An 18453-nucleotide genomic window follows, 5' to 3' on the forward strand; every position below is an offset into this window, starting at 1 on the left:
CGACCCGGCACAGCCGCCGGGACGGCGGGCCGCCGGGACCGGGCGGGCCCGCCGCGCGTACGTTTCGGCCGGCGCCGAACCGTCCGCGCGGCATCCTGGGCCCATGCCTCCACTCCCCCAGGGCTCCGTCCCGCTCGCCTCCCTCGCCGCGCTCTTCGCCGACGAGACCCGTGCCGCGTTCGTCCTCGCCCTGCTCGACGGCCGGGCCTGGACCGCCGGGGAGCTGGCCCGCCACGCGGGTGTGGCGCCGTCCACGACCAGTGAGCATCTGGGCAAGCTGGTGGCGGGCGGGGTGCTGAGCGAGGAGCGGCAGGGGCGGCACCGCTATGTGCGGCTCGCCGATGCCGGGATCGCGCACCTCGTCGAGGACCTGGCCGCCCGGGCCGCGCCCGCCGCGTCCCCGCCGCCGCGCGGACTGCGGGCCGCGGGCGCCGGGCGGGCGATGGCCCGCGGCCGCACCTGCTACGACCATCTCGCCGGGCGCCTCGGGATCGCCGTGACCGACGCGATGACCGCACGCGGACTGCTGCGCCAGGACACCGGGTTCGCGCTCACCGACGAGGGCCTCGGCTGGTTCGCGGACCTCGGCATCCCCCTCGTACCGGCCAAGGGGCGACGGCCGCTGGCCCGGGGCTGTCTCGACTGGACCGAGCGCAGGCCGCACCTGGCCGGGCTCGCGGGCGCGGCGCTGTGCCGGCACGCGCTCGACGCCGACTGGTGCGTACGGATCGGGTCGGAGCGCGCGGTGAAGGTGACGGCCCGCGGCGAGCGGGCGCTGCACGACGTGCTCGGCATCGAAGCGGCGCGGCTGGAGCTCGTATGACATCCACCGCCCGCCCCACGCCCGGCGGCCCCACGCCCGACGCCCTCGCGTCCTCGCCCGCACCCGCACCCGCACCCGCACCCGCACCCGCACCCGCGAATAATTCGGTGAGCGCCGAACGGCCGACGACCTACCGTCGTGCCATGCCGAACTCCCCCGCCCCATCGTCCGGTCGTCGCCCGCGCCCCGACCGGCTCGCGCTCCTCGCCGCCGTCGTCAGCGTCGTCCTGTGGGCCTCCGCCTTCGTCTCCATCCGCAGCGCGGGCGCCGTCTACTCCCCCGGCGCCCTCGCGCTCGGCCGGCTGCTCGCCGGGTCGCTCGTCCTCGTCGCCGTGCTCGTCGTACGGCGCGAGGGCCTGCCGTCGCGCGGCGCCTGGCCCGGGATCGTGACGTCCGGGCTGCTGTGGTTCGGCGGCTACACGGTGGTCCTCAACTGGGCGGAGCGGGAGGTGGACGCGGGTACCGCCGCGATGCTGGTGAACATCGGCCCGATCCTGATCGCCCTGCTCGGCGCGAAGGTCCTGGGCGAGCGGCTGCCGCCGCGGCTCCTCGCGGGCATGGCGGTGTCCTTCGCGGGCGCGATCGCCGTGGGCCTGTCGATGTCGGCCGGGTCGGGGTCGGGGCACGCCTCGGTCCTGGGTGTGGTGCTGTGCCTGCTGGCGGCGGTGGCGTACGCGGGCGGGGTGGTCGCCCAGAAGCCCGCGCTCGCCCACGGCAGCGCGCTCCAGGTGACCGCCTTCGGCTGTCTGATCGGGACGGCCGGGTGCCTGCCGTTCGCCGGGCAGCTGATCGGCGAGATCGCCGACGCGCCGCTCCCGGCCACCTTGAACATGGTCTACCTCGGCGTCTTCCCGACCGCCCTCGCCTTCACCACCTGGGCGTACGCGCTGGCGCGCACGACGGCGGGCCGGATGGGCGCGACGACCTACGCCGTACCGGCCCTGGTGGTCCTGATGGCCTGGGTGTTCCTCGGTGAGCTGCCCGGGCTGCTCACGCTCGGCGGCGGGGCGCTGTGTCTGCTGGGCGTGGCGGTGTCCCGGTCCCGCCCGAAGCCCGCGACGGCGCCCGAGACCCACGACGGCGGACGTGGACCGGCGGACGCGGCCCCGTCCGCCGGTCCGGCGGTCCGGCGAAGGCTCCCTAGGCCGGGAAGGGCGGGAGGGGTCCGGTCAGCCGGTCAGCCGGTCAGCCGGTCAGAACACGACGAGCGCCCGGCCGCCCTTGCCCGCGAGCATGTTGGCGAAGGCGCCGGGGATGCCCTCCAGGGTGATCCGCTCGGTGACCAGGGCGCCGAGGTCGAGGCGGCCCGCCCGGATGTGCTCGGCGAGCACGGGCAGGTCCTCGGCCGGGTTGGAATTGCCGTAGACGCAGCCGGACAGCGTGCGGCCCCAGTGGAACAGCTCCAGGGCGTGGAAGGTGACCTGCTGCTCCTTGCCGCCGATGCCGACGACCGTGGTGCGGCCGCCGCGCCGGGTGGAGTCCCAGGCGGTGCGGATGGTGGTGGCGCGGCCGACGCACTCGACGGCCACGTCGACGCCGTGCCCGCCGGTCAGCTTCCGGATGTCCTTGGCGGTGGTCTCGGACGCGAGCACGAAGTGGGTCGCGCCCGCGGCCCGCGCCAGGTCCTCCTTCGCCGCCGAGACGTCGACGGCGACGATCTCCGACGCCCCGGCGATCCGCGCGGCCTGGAGGGCGGCGAGGCCGACGCCACCGACGCCGAAGACAGCGACCGTCTCGCCCCGCCGGACCCGGGCGGAGTGGTGGACCGCGCCCCAGCCGGTGAGCACGGCGCAGCCGAGCAGCGCCGCGTCGGTGAGCGGCACGCCGTCCGGCGCGGGCAGCAGACAGGAGGCCGGTACGACGGTCTCCTCGGCGAACGCGGCCACGTTGAGCCCCGGGTGGAGCACGGTGCCGTCGGCGGTGCGGGCGTGGGCGTTGGCGGCGCCGGTGAGCGCGTTCGCGCACAGCCAGACCTCGCCGAGCGAGCAGGGGTGGCAGGTGCCGCAGGACGGCGCCCAGTTGAGGACGACGCCGTCGCCGGGGGCGACCGAGGTGACGCCCGCGCCGACGGACACCACCGTCCCGGCGCCCTCGTGGCCGAGGACGGCGGGCACCGGCACCCGCATGGTGCCGTTGGACAGCGACAGGTCGGAGTGGCAGACCCCGGCCGCCGCGAGCCTGACCCGGACCTGGCCGGGGCCCGGCTCGGGCAGCTCGATGTCGGTGATCTCCAGCGGAGACCCGACGGCGGGCAGGACGGCGGCGCGGATCACGCTCACGTGCGGTGCTCCTGTGTCTCGTTCGAGGCCGGAACGGCGAGGTCAGAACCGCAGAGTCGACGCTGCGGTGTCAGAACCGCAGAGTCGGCACTGCGGGGGCAGAGCCGCAGAGTCAGGGCTGCGGGGGCAGAACTGCGGAACCGTGGGTTCAGAACTGCAGGGACTTGGTCTGGAGGAACTCCGCGAGGCCGTGCGTGCCGAGCTCGCGTCCGACGCCCGACTGCTTCCAGCCCCCGAACGGGGCCAGCGGGTTGAACCGGCCGCCGTTGATGTCGACCATCCCGGTCTCCATGCGGCGGGCGAAGGCGACGGCCTCGTCCGGCTCGCCCCAGACGGCGCCCGCGAGACCGTAGACGGTGCCGTTGGCGATGGCGAGGGCGTCCGCCTCGTCCTCGTACCGGATGAGCGAGACGACCGGCCCGAAGATCTCCTCCTGGGCGATGGTCATGTCCGGGGTGACGTCGGCGAAGACGGTGGGGCTGACGAAGTAGCCGGTCTCGCGCGGGGCCTCGGCGCCACCGGCGACGAGCCGGGCGCCCTCGGCGACGCCCTGCTCGATGTAGCCGCGGACCCGGTCCCGCTGCCGGGCGCTGACCAGCGGGCCGACCCGGTCGCCCGGCACGTACTTGGCGGCCGCTTCGGCGGCGAGCGTGACGGCCTCCTCGTACCGGTCGGCGGGGATCAGCATCCGGGTCCAGGCGGTGCAGGTCTGGCCGGAGTTGGACATCACGTTGGCGACGCCGACGGCGACGGCCTTCTCCAGGTCGGCGCTCGGCAGGATGACGTTGGCGGACTTGCCGCCGAGTTCGAGGGCGACCCGCTTGATCGCGCCGGCCGCGAGCGCGCCGATCCGGCGGCCGACGGCGGTGGAGCCGGTGAAGGAGACCATGTCGACGCCGGGGTGCTCGGCGAGCGCCTGGCCCGCGACCGCGCCGACACCGGTGACCAGGTTGAACACTCCGGCCGGGAACCCGGCCTCGTGGACCGCCTCGGCGAACAGCTGGGCGACGAGCGGGGTGTCCTCGGCGGGCTTGAGGACGAGCGTGCAGCCCGCGGCGAGGGCCGGGGCGGCCTTGGCGACGATCTGGTGGAGCGGGTAGTTCCAGGGGGTGATGGCCCCGACCACGCCGACCGGCTCGGAGTAGACGGTCGAGTTGCCGACCTTCTCCTCGAAGGGGTGGGTGGCGGCGAGTTCGGCGTACGAACCGGCCACGGTGATCGGCAGCCCGGCGTGCACCACGGCGGACAGCTTCGGCGGCGCGCCCAGTTCGGTGGTGACGGTGGCGGCGATCTCGTCGGCACGGGCGGCGAGCGCGTCGCGCAGCGCGCCGAGCCGGGCGGCCCGCTCGGCGGGCGGCGTGGCGGCCCAGCCGGGGAACGCGGCGCGGGCGGCGCGCACGGCGGCGTCGACGTCCTCGGCGGTCCCGGCCGGGACGTGGGCGACGACCTCCTCGGTCGCCGGGTCGATCACCGGGATCGTCTCGGAGCCGGCGGCGGGCCGCCACTCCCCGCCGATGTACATCGCGTCGTGGGCCTTCATCCGCTGTCTCTCCTCGCCTGTCGGGCACGGGGAACTCAAACTAGCGCTGATAGTTTTTGGGCGCCAGGCCCCGCCCCCCGAGCGTCTCGATCGTCACCCTCCACCGCCCGTCCTGTCCACGGCCCGCCCGGACAGAGCGGACGCCCGCGAACTGGCGCGATCCGCCTTGCCCGGCCGCGCGGAGCGGGCCCGTGGCCGGGCGGCCGGGCGGCCGGGCGGCCGGGGTACGCGAACGGGCCCGAGTCCGGTGAGGACTCGGGCCCGTGCCCGTACCGCTCAGAACCGATCGGAGCTTCGGAGCTTCGACTCTTCGGCTCTTCGGCTCTTCGGCTCTTCGGGGCTGATCGGAACTACTCAGATCTGTCGGTCGACGCCCGTGAGGTGGGCGAAGACGACGATGTTCGACGCGTAGCCCGCCTTGCGGTCGAACGTTCCGCCGCAGGTGAGGAGCCTGAGCTCGGGGCGGACGGACGGGCCGTACACCTCGGCGTCGGGGAACTCCGCCTTGGTGTACGTGCGGACCCGGTCGACCGTGAAGACGGCGACCCGGCCGTCCGCGCGGGCGACCCGGACGGTGTTGCCGGGGGCGAGCGAGTTGAGGTTGAGGAAGATCGCCGGACCGGTGCGGGTGTCCCGGTGGCCGACGACGACGGCGGTGCCGCGCTCGCCGGGGGTGACCCCGTGCGCGTACCAGCCGACGATCCGGGGGTTGTCGACAGGCGGTGTCGACAGAGCCCCGGCCGGATCGAGGCCGAGTCCGACGACCGGCGCCTCGATGGTGATCGCGGGCACGGCGAGCGCCGTGGGCCGGGATCGCGCGAGGGGCGCCGGGGGCGGCTGGGGCTTCGGGGGCGTGCGTGTCGTCGCGCCCGGCGCCTTGGCCGTACCCACCCTGCCGCCGCCACCGTCACCGCCGCCCTTGCCCGAGGCCGAGGTTGAGGCCGAGGTTGAGGCCGAGCCCTTGCCGGTGTCCGGCCCGGCCGCGTGCGGTCCGGCGGCGGACCCGCCGGACCCCGGCAGTGCCGCCGCCATGCCGTGCGCCCCGGGCCCGGCGGCGAGCGCCGGACCGGCCGGTTCCTCGTCCTGCGCCCACCAGACACCGACGACGACCAGGGTCAGGGTGACCGCGACGGTACGGGCGAGCCTGCGCAGCCGACGACTGCGCCGGGGACCGCGCCGATGACGTACGGGCCCGTGCGGCACGGGTCGGCGCGGGCTCCGCTCGTACGGGGACGAGGTCGGGGCCCGGCCGACGGTGGCGGTGCCGCGCGGGGTGCCGGACCTACGCCGCGCCATGGTCACGGCGGCGGGAACGGCGGATGAGGATCAGACCCGCGGTGCCCGCGAGTCCGGCGGCGACGGCCGAGCCGATGCCGAAGGCGGCGCTGTCGTCGGCAGGCGCGGTGGGGTCGGCCGCACCGCCGCCGCCCGCTCCGACGGGTCCGTGGGGTGGCTTGGGATGCCCGTTCCCGCCACTGGCACCGCCGTTGCCGCTACCCCCGTTGCCGTTGCCGCCGTTCCCATTGCCGCCGTTGCCGTTCCCGCCGTTCCCGTTGCCCCCGGTGGTCGGCGGCGGGCTGGCGATGGTGCCGCAGTCGACCTTGAAGACCTTGTGCTTCGCGCTGCCGTTCTGGCCCTCGAAGGTCCAGTCGAGTTTGTACATGCCGTCCGGCAGGAAGAGATCGCTGGTGTGCCCCTTGCCGGAGGTGAGGTTGAGGTGGCCGCTGAGGTTCGGCGAGTCGGCCTTCGGCGGCTGGGGGTTGATCTCCCAGTCGACCTTCTGCACCGAGTCGAAGTTGAAGGCGTCGAGGTAGAACCGGCAGACCTTGGGCTCGTCGTTGGTCTTGTCCGGGTCCGAGCCCGCCTTGTGGATCTTCACGTCGCCGTTGTCACCGGGGGCGGCGTGGGCGAAGGGCGCGCCCGCGAGGGAGACGGAGCCGACGAGCAGCGCGGTGGCGGCGGTGGACAGCAGGGGACGGAGCGCCGGGACGGTCATGCGGGAGTCCTCCAGTCGTACGGTCGTCGTACAGATCTCGGAATACGTGTGCCGATAATCTGACTATTGGCGACCACATGACTACGGAGGGTGGCCAGCCGCGCCGCGCCACCCTCCGACTTCCACCCGTCCGGCCCTCCGGCGAACCCCTGTACCGCCGCAGGACCGAATCCCCCCCCCACCCGGTCCCGGCTAGATGATCCCGAAGAGCACACCCGCCGCCAGGACGACCAGCGAGGTCAGTGCGGCCCACTTCACGGTGAAGCGGGTGTGGTCGCCGAACTCCACCTTCGCCATGCCGACCAGCACGTAGACCGCCGGGACCAGCGGGCTCGACATGTGCAGCGCCTGGCCGACCAGGGAGGCGCGAGCGATCTCGAGCGGGGAGACGCCGTGCGCCGCGCCCGCCTCGGCGAGCACCGGGACGACACCGAAGTAGAAGCCGTCGTTCGACATGAAGTACGTGAGCGGGAGGCTGAGCACGCCGGTGACCAGGGCCATGTGCGGGCCCATGCCCTCGGGGATGGCGCCGACCAGCCAGTCGGCCATGTGCTTGACCATGCCCGTGCCGGTGAGCACGCCGGTGAAGACGGCGGCGGCGAAGACCATGCCGGAGACGTTGAGGACGTTGTCCGCGTGGGCGGCGATACGGGCCTTCTGCTCGTCCATCTTCGGGTAGTTCACGGTGAGCGCGAGGGCGGCACCGAGCAGGAACAGGACCGGGATCGGCAGCAGTTCCATGATCATCGCGGCGAGCAGGACGACGGTGAGACCGGCGTTGAACCAGTACAGCTTCGGCCGCAGGGTCGCCCGGTTCGGGTCGAGGCCCTGGAACCCGTCGCTCGCGTGGGCGTGCTCCTCGCCCTCCGGGAGCCCCGCCGGGCCCGCCGAACCCGCGCCGACGCCACCGCCGGAACCGGCCCCCGTACCGGCACCACCCGCACCGCCGGAGCCCTTGCCCGCACCAGCACCGGCACCCGCACCCGCACCCGCACCCGCGTCGACGAGGACGGTCTCCGCCGCACCCTGGGTGACGAGGGCCTCGTCCAGGCTGAGGTAGCCGATCCGCTTCCGCTCGCGGCGGCCGAGCACGTACGCGAGGACGAACACCGCGAGCAGGCCGACGCCGAGCGCCGGGATCATCGGGACGAAGATGTCTCCGGCGTCGAGCTTGAGGGCGGTGGCGGCGCGGGCCGTGGGGCCGCCCCAGGGCAGGGTGTTCATGACGCCGTTGGCGGTGGCAGCGACACCGGTCATCACGACCAGGCTCATGCCGAGCCGCTTGTAGAGCGGGTACATCGCCGAGACCGTGATCATGAACGTGGTGGAGCCGTCACCGTCCAGCGAGACGATCGCGGCCAGCACCGCCGTACCGACCACCACGCGCACCGGGTCCGCCTTGCAGAACCGCAGGATGCCTCGGACGATCGGGTCGAACAGGCCGACGTCGATCATGACGCCGAAGTAGACGATCGCGAACATCAGCATCGCGGCGGTCGGCGCCAGCTTGCCGACGCCCTCGATGACGTAGTCGCCCAGCTGGGCCCCTTGTCCGACGGCGACGCAGAACAGCGCGGGAATCAGCACGAGCGCCGCGATCGGCGACATCTTCTTCATCATGATCAGGACCAGGAAGGTCGCGATCATGACGAAGCCGAGGATGGTCAGCATGGGAGGACACCTCACGTTCACCCTTGAACTCCCGCCAGAGCGGCGGTGCGGATGACGGTAGGTGGCGGCTTCCCGCGTTAACAAGATGTTGACGTGTGAGCAATACGAGCAAAACCCCAGGTCACGGCATGGGTCACTCGTTCGGGTCGGCCGCCGCGACCGCCGACGGGGTCACCGACGCGGCCACCGGGGCGGTGGTCGGGGCAGTCGTCGGGGAGACCTGGACGGGGAAGCCGTTGAGGACGGCGGTGCCGGACAGCGGGTCGAGCAGGGAGCCGTCGAGGAGCTGGTTGACGTTGACGCCGGGGCGCGCGGCGGCGACCCCGAGCCGGGTGCCGGGGCGGTCGTGGCCCCAGCCGTGCGGCAGGCTCACGACGCCGGGGCGGACGGCGTCGGTGATCTCGACCTCGGCCTCGAGCTCGCCGCCCTCGCCCTTGACCGTGGCGGGGGCACCGGCGGTGAGACCGAGCCGGCCGGCGTCCGCCGGGTGCACCTGGAGGGTGCAGCGGTTCGAACCCCCGGTCAGGGCGGGGATGTTGTGCATCCAGGAGTTGTTGGAGCGGAGGTGGCGGCGCCCGACCAGGCGCAGCCCGCCGTCGGCGGGCTGGAGTTCGGCCCGCAGGGCGGCGCGCAGCCGGGGCAGGTCGGCGGCGATGGGCGCGGGGAACAGCTCGATGCGCCCGCTGCGGGTCTTGAGGAGTCCGGGCAGCCGCGGGCCGAGCGGGCCGAGGTCGATGCCGTGGGGTGCGGCGCGAAGCGCGTCGAGGGTGAGCCCGTGGCTGGTGCCGTACGGCCCGAGGCGCAGCATCAGGTCGAGCCGGCGCTCGGGCCCGGTGCCGCCGGAGAGCCCGGCGGCGACCGTACGGGGGTCCGCCCCGTACACCGGTGAGTGTTCCTGGGTGACGGCCTTGGCGAGGAGGGTGTCGATGGCGAGTTCGTCGACGGCGGAGGGCGGGGTGCCGTGCATTCCGGAGACGGCGAGGATCAGCCGGGCGTGGATCTCGCACTCGTCCATGCCGCCGGGCGCGAGCGGCAGGGCCGCCGGGGACCAGCGGACCTGGTTGCGGACGGCGAACTGGTTGAACGCGAGGTCGAAGTGGGCGCTGCGCGCGGGCGGCGGCGGGGGCAGCACGACGTCGGCGTGCCGGGTGGTCTCGTTGAGGTAGGGGTCGACGGCGATCATGAGGTCGAGGGCGTCGAGGGCCGCGTCGAGGCGGCGGCCGTCGGGGGCGGAGAGGACGGGGTTGGCGGCGATGGTGATCAGCGCCCTGATCCGGCCGTCCCCCGAGGTGTCGATCTCCTCGGCGAGCGCGGCCAGCGGGAATTCACCCTTGGCCTCGGGGTGGCCGGAGACCCGGCTGGTCCAGCGGCCGAGGGCGAAGCCCTTGCCCGGTGCGGCGGGCCGGGGCGCGGGGGCGGTCGCGGCGAGCGGGAAGAGGGCGCCGCCGGGGCGGTCGAGGTTGCCGGTGAGGATGTTGAGGACGTCGACGAGCCAGTTGCCGAGGGTGCCGTGGGCGACGGTGGAGGAGCCCATCCGGCCGTAGACGGCGGCCGTGGGCGCGGCGGCGAGTTCGCGGGCGGTGGCGCGGATGGCGTCCGCGTCGAGGTCGCAGGCGGCGGCGACCGCTTCCGCGCTGAAGTCCCGCACGGCCTCCCGTACCTCGTCGACGGATCCTTCGACGAGGTGGGCGGTGAGCGCGCCGGGGTCGGTGAGGTCCTCGGCGAACAGCGTGTGGACGAGCGCGGCCAGGAAGAGGGCGTCGGTGCCGGGCCGGATGGCGAGGTGGCGGTCGGCCGTCCTGGCGGTGCGGGTGCGGCGCGGGTCGACGACGGTGAGGGTGCCGCCGCGGCGGCGCAGTGCCTTCAGCCGACCGGGGAAGTCGGGCGCGGTGCACAGGCTGCCGTTGGAGTCCAGCGGGTTGGCGCCGAGCATGAGGAGGTGGTCGGTGCGGTCGAGGTCGGGCACCGGGATGGCGAAGGCGTCACCGAAGAGCAGCCCGCTGGATACGTGCTTGGGCATCTGGTCCAACGTCGACGCGGTGAAAAGGTTACGGGTGCCCACGGCACCGATGAGCAGCGGCGGGTAGAGGCCGCCGGCGATGGTGTGGACGTTGGGGTTGCCGAGCACGAGCCCGACGCTGTCCGGCCCGTACCGCTCGACGAGGGGGCGGATCCGGGCGGCGACGAGGTCGAACGCCTCGGACCAGTCGGCCTCGCGCAGGGTGCCGTTCTCCCGGACGAGCGGGCGGCGCAGCCGGTCCGGGTCGGCGTCGACCTCGGGGAACGCGGCGCCCTTCGGGCAGATGAAGCCGCGGCTGAACACGTCGTCCTTGTCGCCGCGGGCGGCCGTGACCCGGTCGCCGCCGAGGGTGAGGGTGAGCCCGCAGGTCGCTTCGCAGAGGGGACAGATGCGCAGAGCGGTGGACATGAGGTCTCCCGGGGGCGGCAACGGCGGTGGCGCGCGGTCGAGCGCGAGCATACCGACCGGTTGGGAGGTACGACAGACCTCGGGCCGGGGCAGGCGCAGACAGGCCCTAGGGGCCCCGGCGGCCGGGCCTCAGGCGAGGGAGGGGCCGAGGTAGGCGTGCAGCAGGGCGCGGGTCTCGGCGATGAGCGCGGGGTCCCCGGCCGGGTCGGTGCGGAACGCGAGCCGGAGCAGGGCGTCGGTGGCCTCGACCCCGACCAGCACCTTGCGGAGCAGTACCGCGTCGGCGGGGCGGCCGAGGGGTTCGGCGAGCAGTCCGCAGATCCGGTCGGCGACCTGGTGGTTGGGGTCCTCGTCGCCGCCGCTCTCGCCGGGCGCGGCCGCGGGCACGCCGAAGTCGACGAGACCGAAACCGGGCACGGTCCGCTTCATCGCGATGTACGCGTCGAGGACGGTGTCGATGACGCCGAGGGCGTCGACGGCCGGGAGCGCGGCGAGCCCGGTGCCGATGCGGGCGGCGTAGCTGTCGAGGTTGCGGTGGGCGAGGGCCGCGGCCATGGCCCGCTTGTTGCCGAAGAAGCGGTAGACGGAGCCGATGGGGACCCCGGCGCGGGCGGCGACGGCCCGGGTGCTCAGGTGCTCGTAGCCGGTCTCGTCGAGGAGTTCGGCACAGGCGTCGAGGATCCGGGCGAGCCGTTCGGCACTGCGCTGCTGGACGGGGGCGCGGCGCAGCGCGGGGCCGGGGGTCGCGGTGATGCCGGGGGTTCCGGTGGGACCGGCCGGGTCGGACGAGGACTTCCGGGTGGTCTGGGGCACGGGGTCCATGATGCCGTTCCGGCCGTGGGCGGTCGATCAGGTCGGTTCAGCTGCCAGGGGTCGGGCGCCTGGCGCCAGGAGTCGGGCGCCGGGCCAGGGGGCAGGTCGGGTGCCGGGAGTCAGGCGATCAGCAGGCCGATGCCGCCGAGGGTGTACGCGATCATCAGCGCGAACAGCGGGAGTTGACCGGCGACGGCCCGGGCGGGCGGGTGGAGCCGGACGGCCCGGTCGTGCGCGGCCACGACGCCCAGCACGTGGCCGGTGACGACGGCGGCGACCTGGAGGGTGGCGAGGCCCCCGGGGCCCAGTGGTGGAGCGGGTTCGGGGGCGTTGTCAGTGCCCAGTGCCATAGTGACTGTACGTAGCGACTCGGTGGCGAAGAGTGTGAAGTAGTGGGCGACGAGGTAGCCGAGCGCGATGGGCAGCAGCGAGTGCGCGAAGGAGGTGAGTGGAGTGGTGAGTTCGTGGTCGAGCAGGCGGAGGGTGCCGGCGCAGAGCCCGTAGAGGGCGGCGACGAGGGCGACCGCGGCGAGCAGTCCGAGGGTGGCGGTCGTGGTGCGGCCGAGGGAGGAGGAGAGGGACGAGGTCTGGAGGACGGTGAGCCAGCGGGGGTTGTCGGAGAAGCCGTCGTAGGCGGTCGAGCCGAGGAGGACGCAGACGGTGGCGACGAGGCCGGGCGTGGGCGGGGTGGCGTCGAGGCCGTCGAGGGGTGAGCGGAGGACGAGTCGGCCGTCGGCGCGGCGGCCGAGCGGGGAGAGCCGGGCGAGAAGGGAGGAGTAGACCTCGAAGGGGTCGGCGTGGGCGAACCAGTCGGGGCCGTACCGGGCGGCGCCGAGCAGTTGGACGGCGGTGTGGAGGCCGAGGGCGCCGAGCAGGACGGGCGCGGTGGTGCGGTCGGGGGCGACGAGTTCGAGCCAGGTGAAGAGGAGGAGTCCGGCGGCCGCGGGCCGGATGCCGAGCCGGGCGGGGAGCGGGCGCGGCGGGCGGCGCCGCGCGGGGAGGAGGGTGCCGAGGAGGGCGTGCAGGGTGCGCAGCGGGTTGAGGAGGCGCCAGACGGGGCCGATGAGGAGGGAGGCGGGGACGAGGCCGACCCACAGCAGGACGTAGACGGCGCCGGGTGCGGGGTTGCGGTCGGGGTCGTCGGGCCCGAGGAGGAGGTGCAGCAGGACGAGCAGGGCCGCGGCGGCGCCGAGCACCCGCAGTGCGGTGCGGGTGGCCCGGGCGTCGGCGAGGCGCTGGACGGCGGCGGGCAGCGGGCGGCCCGCCAGGTCGCCGCGGAAGCGGGAGGTGGACCAGAGCAGGCCGAGCGAGAGGAAGGAGACGAACAGCGCGGCGAAGGCGCCCGCGTAGGCGTAGAAGGGCGAGAGGGGCAGGTCGTGCTGGGCGCCCACGCCATGGGCGAGCGGCAGCGGCAGGGGCGCGGTCGTGGGCGCGGGGCCGGTGAGTGGCGTCATCGGACGACGAGTTGGGTCAGCACGAGTCCGGACTCGTGGGTCTCCACCTCGAACAGGCCGGTGCGGTCGACGGTGAGGGTGAGGGTCGCCGGCCGTCCGGCGGCCAGCGGGAGTTCGCGGTCGTAGCCGTGGACGTGGAGGGTGTCGGCGCGGTCGCTGGTCACCCGGAGGGTGAGCTGCTCGCCCTTCTTCAGTTCGACGCGGGACGGGGGTGGTTGGACGGAGTCGCCAGTGACGGTGATCGTGAGGGTGCGGCCGGGGGCCCGGCTCGGGGGTGCGGTCGAGGGCGTGGCCGGGGGCGCGGCGGCGGCCAGGCGGAGGGTGGCCTCGACGGGGCGTCCGGCGACGGCCCAGGCGGTGTGGTCGTCGGCGTAGAGGCGGGCGGTGACCGTGCGGGCGCCGGGCGGGAGGTAGGCCCACGGGCCGTAGGCGCGGGCGGCCGGGTGGCCGTCGACGAGGAGGCGGGCGTGGCCGCGCCCGGGGAGGGCGGCGCCGCCGGTGCTCTCGGGAGTGAAGGTGAACCTCTCCACCACGAGGTGGATGTTCCAGCCGCCCTCGGTGTCGGGGGTGCTCTCGATCCGCACCGCGGGTGCCCCGGCGGCGGGCACCTCGCGGAGCCGGTGGCCGGTGCCGTCGTCGGCCGCCAGGAGGGTGCCGTTGCCGCCGGTGGCCTCCTGGTGGCTGGTGCCCGGCTTGTGATGGGTGGTGGCGCGCCCGCCGCAGCCCGCGACGAGCACCGCGCCGAGGGCGACGGCGAGCAGCACCCGGGCCGCTCGCCGGGCCCGCCCGGTCCGGCGGGTGCGGCGGGGCGTGGGGCGGGGGCCGGGGCGGGCGGTCACGCGGCACCGCCCTCGGGGACGGAGGGGAGGGAGGGGGCGGGGGTGGGGGTGGGGGGCCGGGAGGGGGAAGCGGGATCCGGAGGCGTCGCCGTACGGGCGCCCGCCACGATCACCGCCCACAGCACCCACACCACCGCCAGCGCGCCCCGTACCCACGCCGGGCTCAGCGGGATCCACGGGATCATCAGGACGGCCTTGTCGAAGGCGTCGAGGAGGGTGAGGGCGCCGAGGGCGACGGTGGTCCAGCCGAAGCCGGGGCGGGCGGGGCGGTCCCGGCCGCCCGGGGTGCGCAGGGCGAGGCCGGCGCCGGTCCACCACAGGCCGGTCAGGAGCAGGGCGAGGGCGGGCAGGGCGGTCGGGGTGAGGGCACGGGTGGAGGCGATGACGTCGAGGGTGAGTCCGGCGAGGCCGAGGACGGTGGCGGTGGTGCCGAGGCGGTGGCCGCGCAGGCGGCGCCACCAGAGGGTGGTGCCGACGAGGGCGAGGACGGCGGCGATGGCGAGGGTGAGCTGGGTCTCGACGCGCTGGATGCCGCGGGCGCCGTACCAGTCGCAGCCGGCCGGGAGGCGGCGGGCCTGGACGTTGTAGTCGGCGCAGACGAGGAGTTGGGCGAGTTTGACGGGTTCGCCGACGAGGCGGCGGGTGTCGCCGGTGACGTCGCCGCGGCGGGTGCCGCAGCCGGGGAGGGCGTAGGGGGTGGCGGCACGGGTGTCGGTCTGCCAGCAGTTGCCGCTGCCCTGGCCGTCCCACCAGACGTCGGTGCGGTTGGGGCGGGCGTTGCCGGCGCGGTCGACGCCGAGGTGGTTGGCGGCGTAGCGGTTGTGGTGGGAGGTGTCGGTCTGCTTGCCCCAGGCGGATTCGCCGCGGATGAAGGCGGGGACGGCGCTGAGGAAGAAGGCGGCGCGCTGGTGGCCGTAGATCCAGTTGTTCTCGTAGAGGTTCCAGTTGCCTCCGGCGGTGATGATGCCGGTGCCGGGCGGCATGGAGATCTGGGGGCAGACGACGCCGCGTTCGTAGCCGCGGTCGACGGGGGGTTTGGCGCAGGTGCCGTCGGCGACGTACGGGTAGTAGTCGGCGTTGTTGTCGTGGATGAGGTTGCGTTCGAAGCGGGCGTGGTTCTGCGGGAGTCCGGGGTGGCCGGGGAAGGCGGAGTCCATGGAGGCGCCGCCCATGTTGTGGTCGAACTCGTTGTCGTGGACGTGGACGGAGTCTCCGGCGGTGCCGCTGAAGCCGACCATGTTGTGGTGGCTGCGGCAGCCGGTGATCTCGATGGAGTAGCGGGGGACGTCGTAGCCGCGGCCGTCGTTGATGTCGGAGGCCGAGCCGGGGTAGATGCCGGAGTCGCCGTTGCCGTAGGACTCGCAGTTCTTGTAGAGGCCGTGGTCGGAGGCGAAGGTGAGGAAGCCGTACTCGTCGTTCCAGCGGGTGAGGACGTCGTCGATGACGAAGCCGTCGGCGGCGAGGACGTAGAGGGAGTTGAAGGTGGTGCGCTGGGCGGTGAAGTTGCGGAAGTAGACGCCGTCGGACTTGTCGGCGCGGATGGCGTTGAGCTTGGCGTACTTGGCGTCGATGACGACGTCGAGGCGGTCGGCGCCGGTGCCTTCGATCTGCAGGTTCTTCTTGCCGAGGATGGCGACGAGGTTCTGGTTGTGGGGGCAGCGGAGCTGCTGTTCGTAGCTGAGGATCTGGTAGCCGAGGGCGGAGCGGGGTGCGGTGAGCCGGGCGCAGTCGCCGGTGGGGGCGGGCAGTGAGGGTTCTTCCTCGTAGAGGCCGGGGAGCACGGCGATGGTCATGCCGGGGCGGTCGACGGCGTCGACGGCCTGCTGGAGGTGGCGGTAGCCCCGGCGGAGGCAGCGGTCGTGGAGGGCGAGGTTGCGGGCCTTGAGGGCGGCGGGGAAGGTGGCGATCCGGCGGGTGAGGTCGGCGCGGTCGGCCTTGCAGACGAGGAGGTCGGGCTCGCCGGTGCGCAGGGTGGGCACGCTGCCGGAGCCGTCGGGGAAGGTGACGGGCCGCTCCTCGTGGGCCTGGGCGGCGGGGGCGGTGTTCAGGGCGGCGGCGAGTGCCGCGAGCACGACCGAGAGCGCGAGAACGAACCGACGGGTCCATGACATGCGCGAGAGAGTAGAGCAATGTTCATCTTTTGGAACCCCTCGTGCACCGGTCACGTCCAAGCCGGGCCCGCCGGATCCGGGCCCACCCGCTCCGAAGAGCCGGGGCGGGCGGCCCGGGCCCGTTGACGTGAGCGCGGGCGGAATCCTACGGTCATGCATAGGATTGTTGTGAGCGTCAGGACAGGAGCACGCGATGAACGCGGAACAGGCCAGGAAGACGGCCGAAGCGCTGACCTACAGCACGGGTTTCGGCAACGAGCACAGCTCCGAGGCCGTCCCCGGAGCTCTCCCGCACGGCCGCAACTCGCCGCAGCGCGCCCCGCTGGGCCTGTACGCGGAGCAGCTGAGCGGCAGCGCGTTCACCGAGCCGCGGGCGCACAACCGGCGTTCGTGGCTGTACCGGATCCGTCCGTCGGCGGCGCACCCGCCGTTCGCCCGGATCGACAACGGCGCGGTGCGTTCGGCGCCGTTCACCGAGACCGTGCCGGACCCGAACCGGCTGCGCTGGGACCCGCTGCCGGAGCCGCCGGCCCCGGACACCGACTGGCTGGCGGGCCTGTGGACCCTCGGCGGCAACGGTGACGTGGCGCAGCGCACCGGCATGGCGGTGCACCTGTACCACGCCAACGCGCCGATGCGGCGGGTCTTCAGCGACGCCGACGGCGAGCTGCTGATCGTGCCGGAGCACGGCGGGCTGCTGCTCCGCACCGAGCTGGGCGATCTGGCGGCGGGCCCGGGCGAGGTCGCGCTGATCCCGCGCGGGGTGCGGTTCCGGGTGGAGCTGCTCGGCGACGACGCCCGCGGCTATGTGTGCGAGAACTACGGGGCTCCGTTCCAGCTGCCCGACCTCGGTCCGATCGGCGCCAACGGACTGGCGAACGCGCGGGACTTCCGGGCGCCGGTGGCGGCGTACGAGGATGTCGAGGGCCCGGTGGAGGTGGTCAACAAGTACTGCGGCAACCTGTGGTCGGCGACGTACGGCCACTCGCCGCTCGATGTCGTCGCCTGGCACGGCAACCACTCGCCGTACGTCTACGACCTGCGTCGTTTCAATGTCATCGGGACGATCTCGTACGACCACCCGGACCCGTCGATCTTCACGGTGCTGACCTCGCCCACGGACACGCCGGGGCTCGCCGGGGTCGACTTCGTGGTGTTCGCGCCGCGTTGGCTGGTGGGCGAGGACACGTTCCGGCCGCCGTACTTCCACCGCAATGTGATGAGCGAGTACATGGGCCTGATCGAGGGCGCGTACGACGCGAAGACGGCGGGCAAGGGCGGTTTCGTGCCGGGCGGCGGTTCGCTGCACAACATGATGTCGGCGCACGGGCCGGACCGGGAGACCTTCGACCGGGCGAGCGCGGCGGAGCTGAAGCCGCAGAAGATCGACGACGGTCTCGCGTTCATGTTCGAGACCCGCTGGCCGGTGCACCTGTCCGCGCAGGCGGCCGGTGCCGGGCATCTGCAGCACGGTTACGACCAGGTGTGGGAGGGTCTGGAGCGCCACTTCCGGTCGTGACCGGGGATGATTTCCGGCCGGGGCGGTAGCGTCGCGCATCCGGGGACCCACGCGTCCCCGGACACGGCCCCGACCCCGGCCCCGGCCCCGACCCGGGCCGAAGTCCCGCATGACGCAGTCCCGCATGTCCCGCCTGACGTAGTCCCGCCTGACGTAGTCCCGCAGTCCCGCAGTCGTACGGAGGAGACCGTGACCGCCTTCGCCCCCGACTCGCTGGTCCTGAACCGGAAGCTGCCGCTCTGGTACCAGGTCTCGCAGTCGTTGCGCGCCTCCATACTGGGCCGCGCGCCCGACGCCTCGCTGCGGCTGCCCACCGAGGAGCAGTTGGCCGCGCACTACGGCGTGAGCGTGCTGACCATGCGCCAGGCCCTCAAGGAGCTGGAGCAGGAGGGCCTGATCAGCCGGCACCGGCGGCGCGGCACGTTCATCGAGCCGGGGGCGCGGCGGTCGAGTCCACGGCGGCTGATGGGGTCGATCGACGCGATCGTGGCCCAGCAGTCGGGCGAGCGGACGACGGTTCTCGGGCACGGCACGGAGCCGGTTCCGGGTGAACTGGCGGAGCATTTCCCCGCGGTGTCCGAGGTGTCGGTGTTCCGGCGGCTGCGCGCCGACGGCGAGAGCGGCGAGCCCACCAACTGGGCGGAGAACGCGGTGCTGCCGGAGATCGGCGGCCGGATCGATCCGGCCGACCTGGAGCGCTGGCCGATGACGAAGGTGCTGCGGGACGTGGTCGGGGTGCGGATCAGCCGCATCACGGACACGGTCGAGGCGCGGCTCGCCGACCCGGAGACGGCCCAGCTGCTCCAGGTGCCGCTGCTCTCGCCGATCCTCCACTACACGGGTGTGACGTACGACGAGTCGGGCCGGGTCGTCGACGTGGCCCGGATCCGCTACCGGGGCGACCGGTTCTCGTTCTCGGTGACGGTCGAGGCACGCTGAAAGCGCCCCGCACCGGCGGCGGGGACCTCATACGATGCGGG

13 protein-coding genes and 1 pseudogene are annotated in these 18453 nt (G+C 74.0%); 4 read left to right on the top strand and 10 right to left on the bottom strand.

The window, feature by feature from the left end; genetic code table 11:
• The first annotated feature begins 103 nt into the window (after nt 1-103).
• Both ACIPXM_RS14310 and ACIPXM_RS14315 read left to right on the top strand, forming a co-directional pair.
• Nucleotides 104-823 (top strand): ArsR/SmtB family transcription factor, encoded by a 720-nt coding sequence (locus ACIPXM_RS14310; protein ID WP_401655144.1) that lies wholly within the window; start codon nt 104-106, stop codon nt 821-823.
• A gap of 143 nt (nt 824-966) precedes the next feature.
• A pseudogene (locus ACIPXM_RS14315) lies at nt 967-1971 on the top strand (DMT family transporter); the annotation flags it as partial.
• A 45-nt stretch (nt 1972-2016) separates the two neighbouring features.
• Here ACIPXM_RS14315 and ACIPXM_RS14320 read toward each other — a convergent pair.
• The 10 genes from ACIPXM_RS14320 to ACIPXM_RS14365 form a co-directional block, all read right to left on the bottom strand.
• A complete protein-coding gene (locus ACIPXM_RS14320; protein ID WP_401655222.1) occupies nt 2017-3096 on the bottom strand; it encodes a Zn-dependent alcohol dehydrogenase in 1080 nt (359 codons plus the stop codon).
• A gap of 154 nt (nt 3097-3250) precedes the next feature.
• A complete protein-coding gene (locus ACIPXM_RS14325) occupies nt 3251-4642 on the bottom strand; it encodes an aldehyde dehydrogenase family protein (protein WP_401655145.1) in 1392 nt (463 codons plus the stop codon).
• Between the two features lie 354 nt (nt 4643-4996).
• Nucleotides 4997-5938: a class F sortase gene (locus ACIPXM_RS14330; protein WP_401655146.1), complete on the bottom strand. Its 942-nt coding sequence runs from the start codon at nt 5936-5938 to the stop codon at nt 4997-4999.
• Entirely contained in the window at nt 5925-6638 is a 714-nt protein-coding gene (locus tag ACIPXM_RS14335) for a hypothetical protein (RefSeq protein WP_401655147.1), read from the bottom strand. Before ACIPXM_RS14335 ends, ACIPXM_RS14330 begins: the two co-directional genes overlap by 14 nt.
• Before the next feature lie 192 nt (nt 6639-6830).
• Complete coding sequence (locus ACIPXM_RS14340) at nt 6831-8309, bottom strand: CitMHS family transporter (protein WP_401655148.1); 1479 nt, start codon at nt 8307-8309, stop codon at nt 6831-6833.
• 133 nt (nt 8310-8442) lie between these two features.
• Nucleotides 8443-10737 (bottom strand): molybdopterin oxidoreductase family protein, encoded by a 2295-nt coding sequence (locus ACIPXM_RS14345; RefSeq protein ID WP_401655149.1) that lies wholly within the window; start codon nt 10735-10737, stop codon nt 8443-8445.
• Between the two features lie 129 nt (nt 10738-10866).
• The gene (locus tag ACIPXM_RS14350) at nt 10867-11559 is read right to left on the bottom strand and encodes a TetR/AcrR family transcriptional regulator (RefSeq protein ID WP_401655150.1); all 693 of its coding nucleotides are present in this window, start codon (nt 11557-11559) and stop codon (nt 10867-10869) included.
• Between the two features lie 110 nt (nt 11560-11669).
• A complete protein-coding gene (locus tag ACIPXM_RS14355) occupies nt 11670-13004 on the bottom strand; it encodes a hypothetical protein (protein WP_401655151.1) in 1335 nt (444 codons plus the stop codon).
• Nucleotides 13001-13768, bottom strand: a complete 768-nt coding sequence (locus ACIPXM_RS14360) for a hypothetical protein (protein ID WP_401655223.1) — start codon at nt 13766-13768, stop codon at nt 13001-13003. The genes ACIPXM_RS14355 and ACIPXM_RS14360 overlap by 4 nt, the downstream gene beginning before the upstream one ends.
• Before the next feature lie 71 nt (nt 13769-13839).
• Nucleotides 13840-15954, bottom strand: coding sequence for a right-handed parallel beta-helix repeat-containing protein (locus ACIPXM_RS14365; RefSeq protein ID WP_401655152.1), 2115 nt, complete (start codon nt 15952-15954; stop codon nt 13840-13842).
• A 193-nt stretch (nt 15955-16147) separates the two neighbouring features.
• Between ACIPXM_RS14365 and hmgA the strand changes: the two genes are divergently transcribed.
• Both hmgA and ACIPXM_RS14375 read left to right on the top strand, forming a co-directional pair.
• Nucleotides 16148-17473, top strand: a complete 1326-nt coding sequence (gene hmgA / locus ACIPXM_RS14370; protein WP_401655153.1) for a homogentisate 1,2-dioxygenase — start codon at nt 16148-16150, stop codon at nt 17471-17473.
• A 189-nt stretch (nt 17474-17662) separates the two neighbouring features.
• Nucleotides 17663-18412 carry a GntR family transcriptional regulator gene (locus tag ACIPXM_RS14375; RefSeq protein WP_401655154.1) on the top strand — a complete coding sequence of 250 codons (750 nt, stop codon included), beginning with the start codon at nt 17663-17665 and terminating at the stop codon, nt 18410-18412.
• Nucleotides 18413-18453: the final 41 nt, after the last annotated feature.

It is taken from the genome of Streptomyces sp. NPDC090025, assembly GCF_044748125.1.
Lineage (GTDB): Bacteria > Actinomycetota > Actinomycetes > Streptomycetales > Streptomycetaceae > Streptomyces.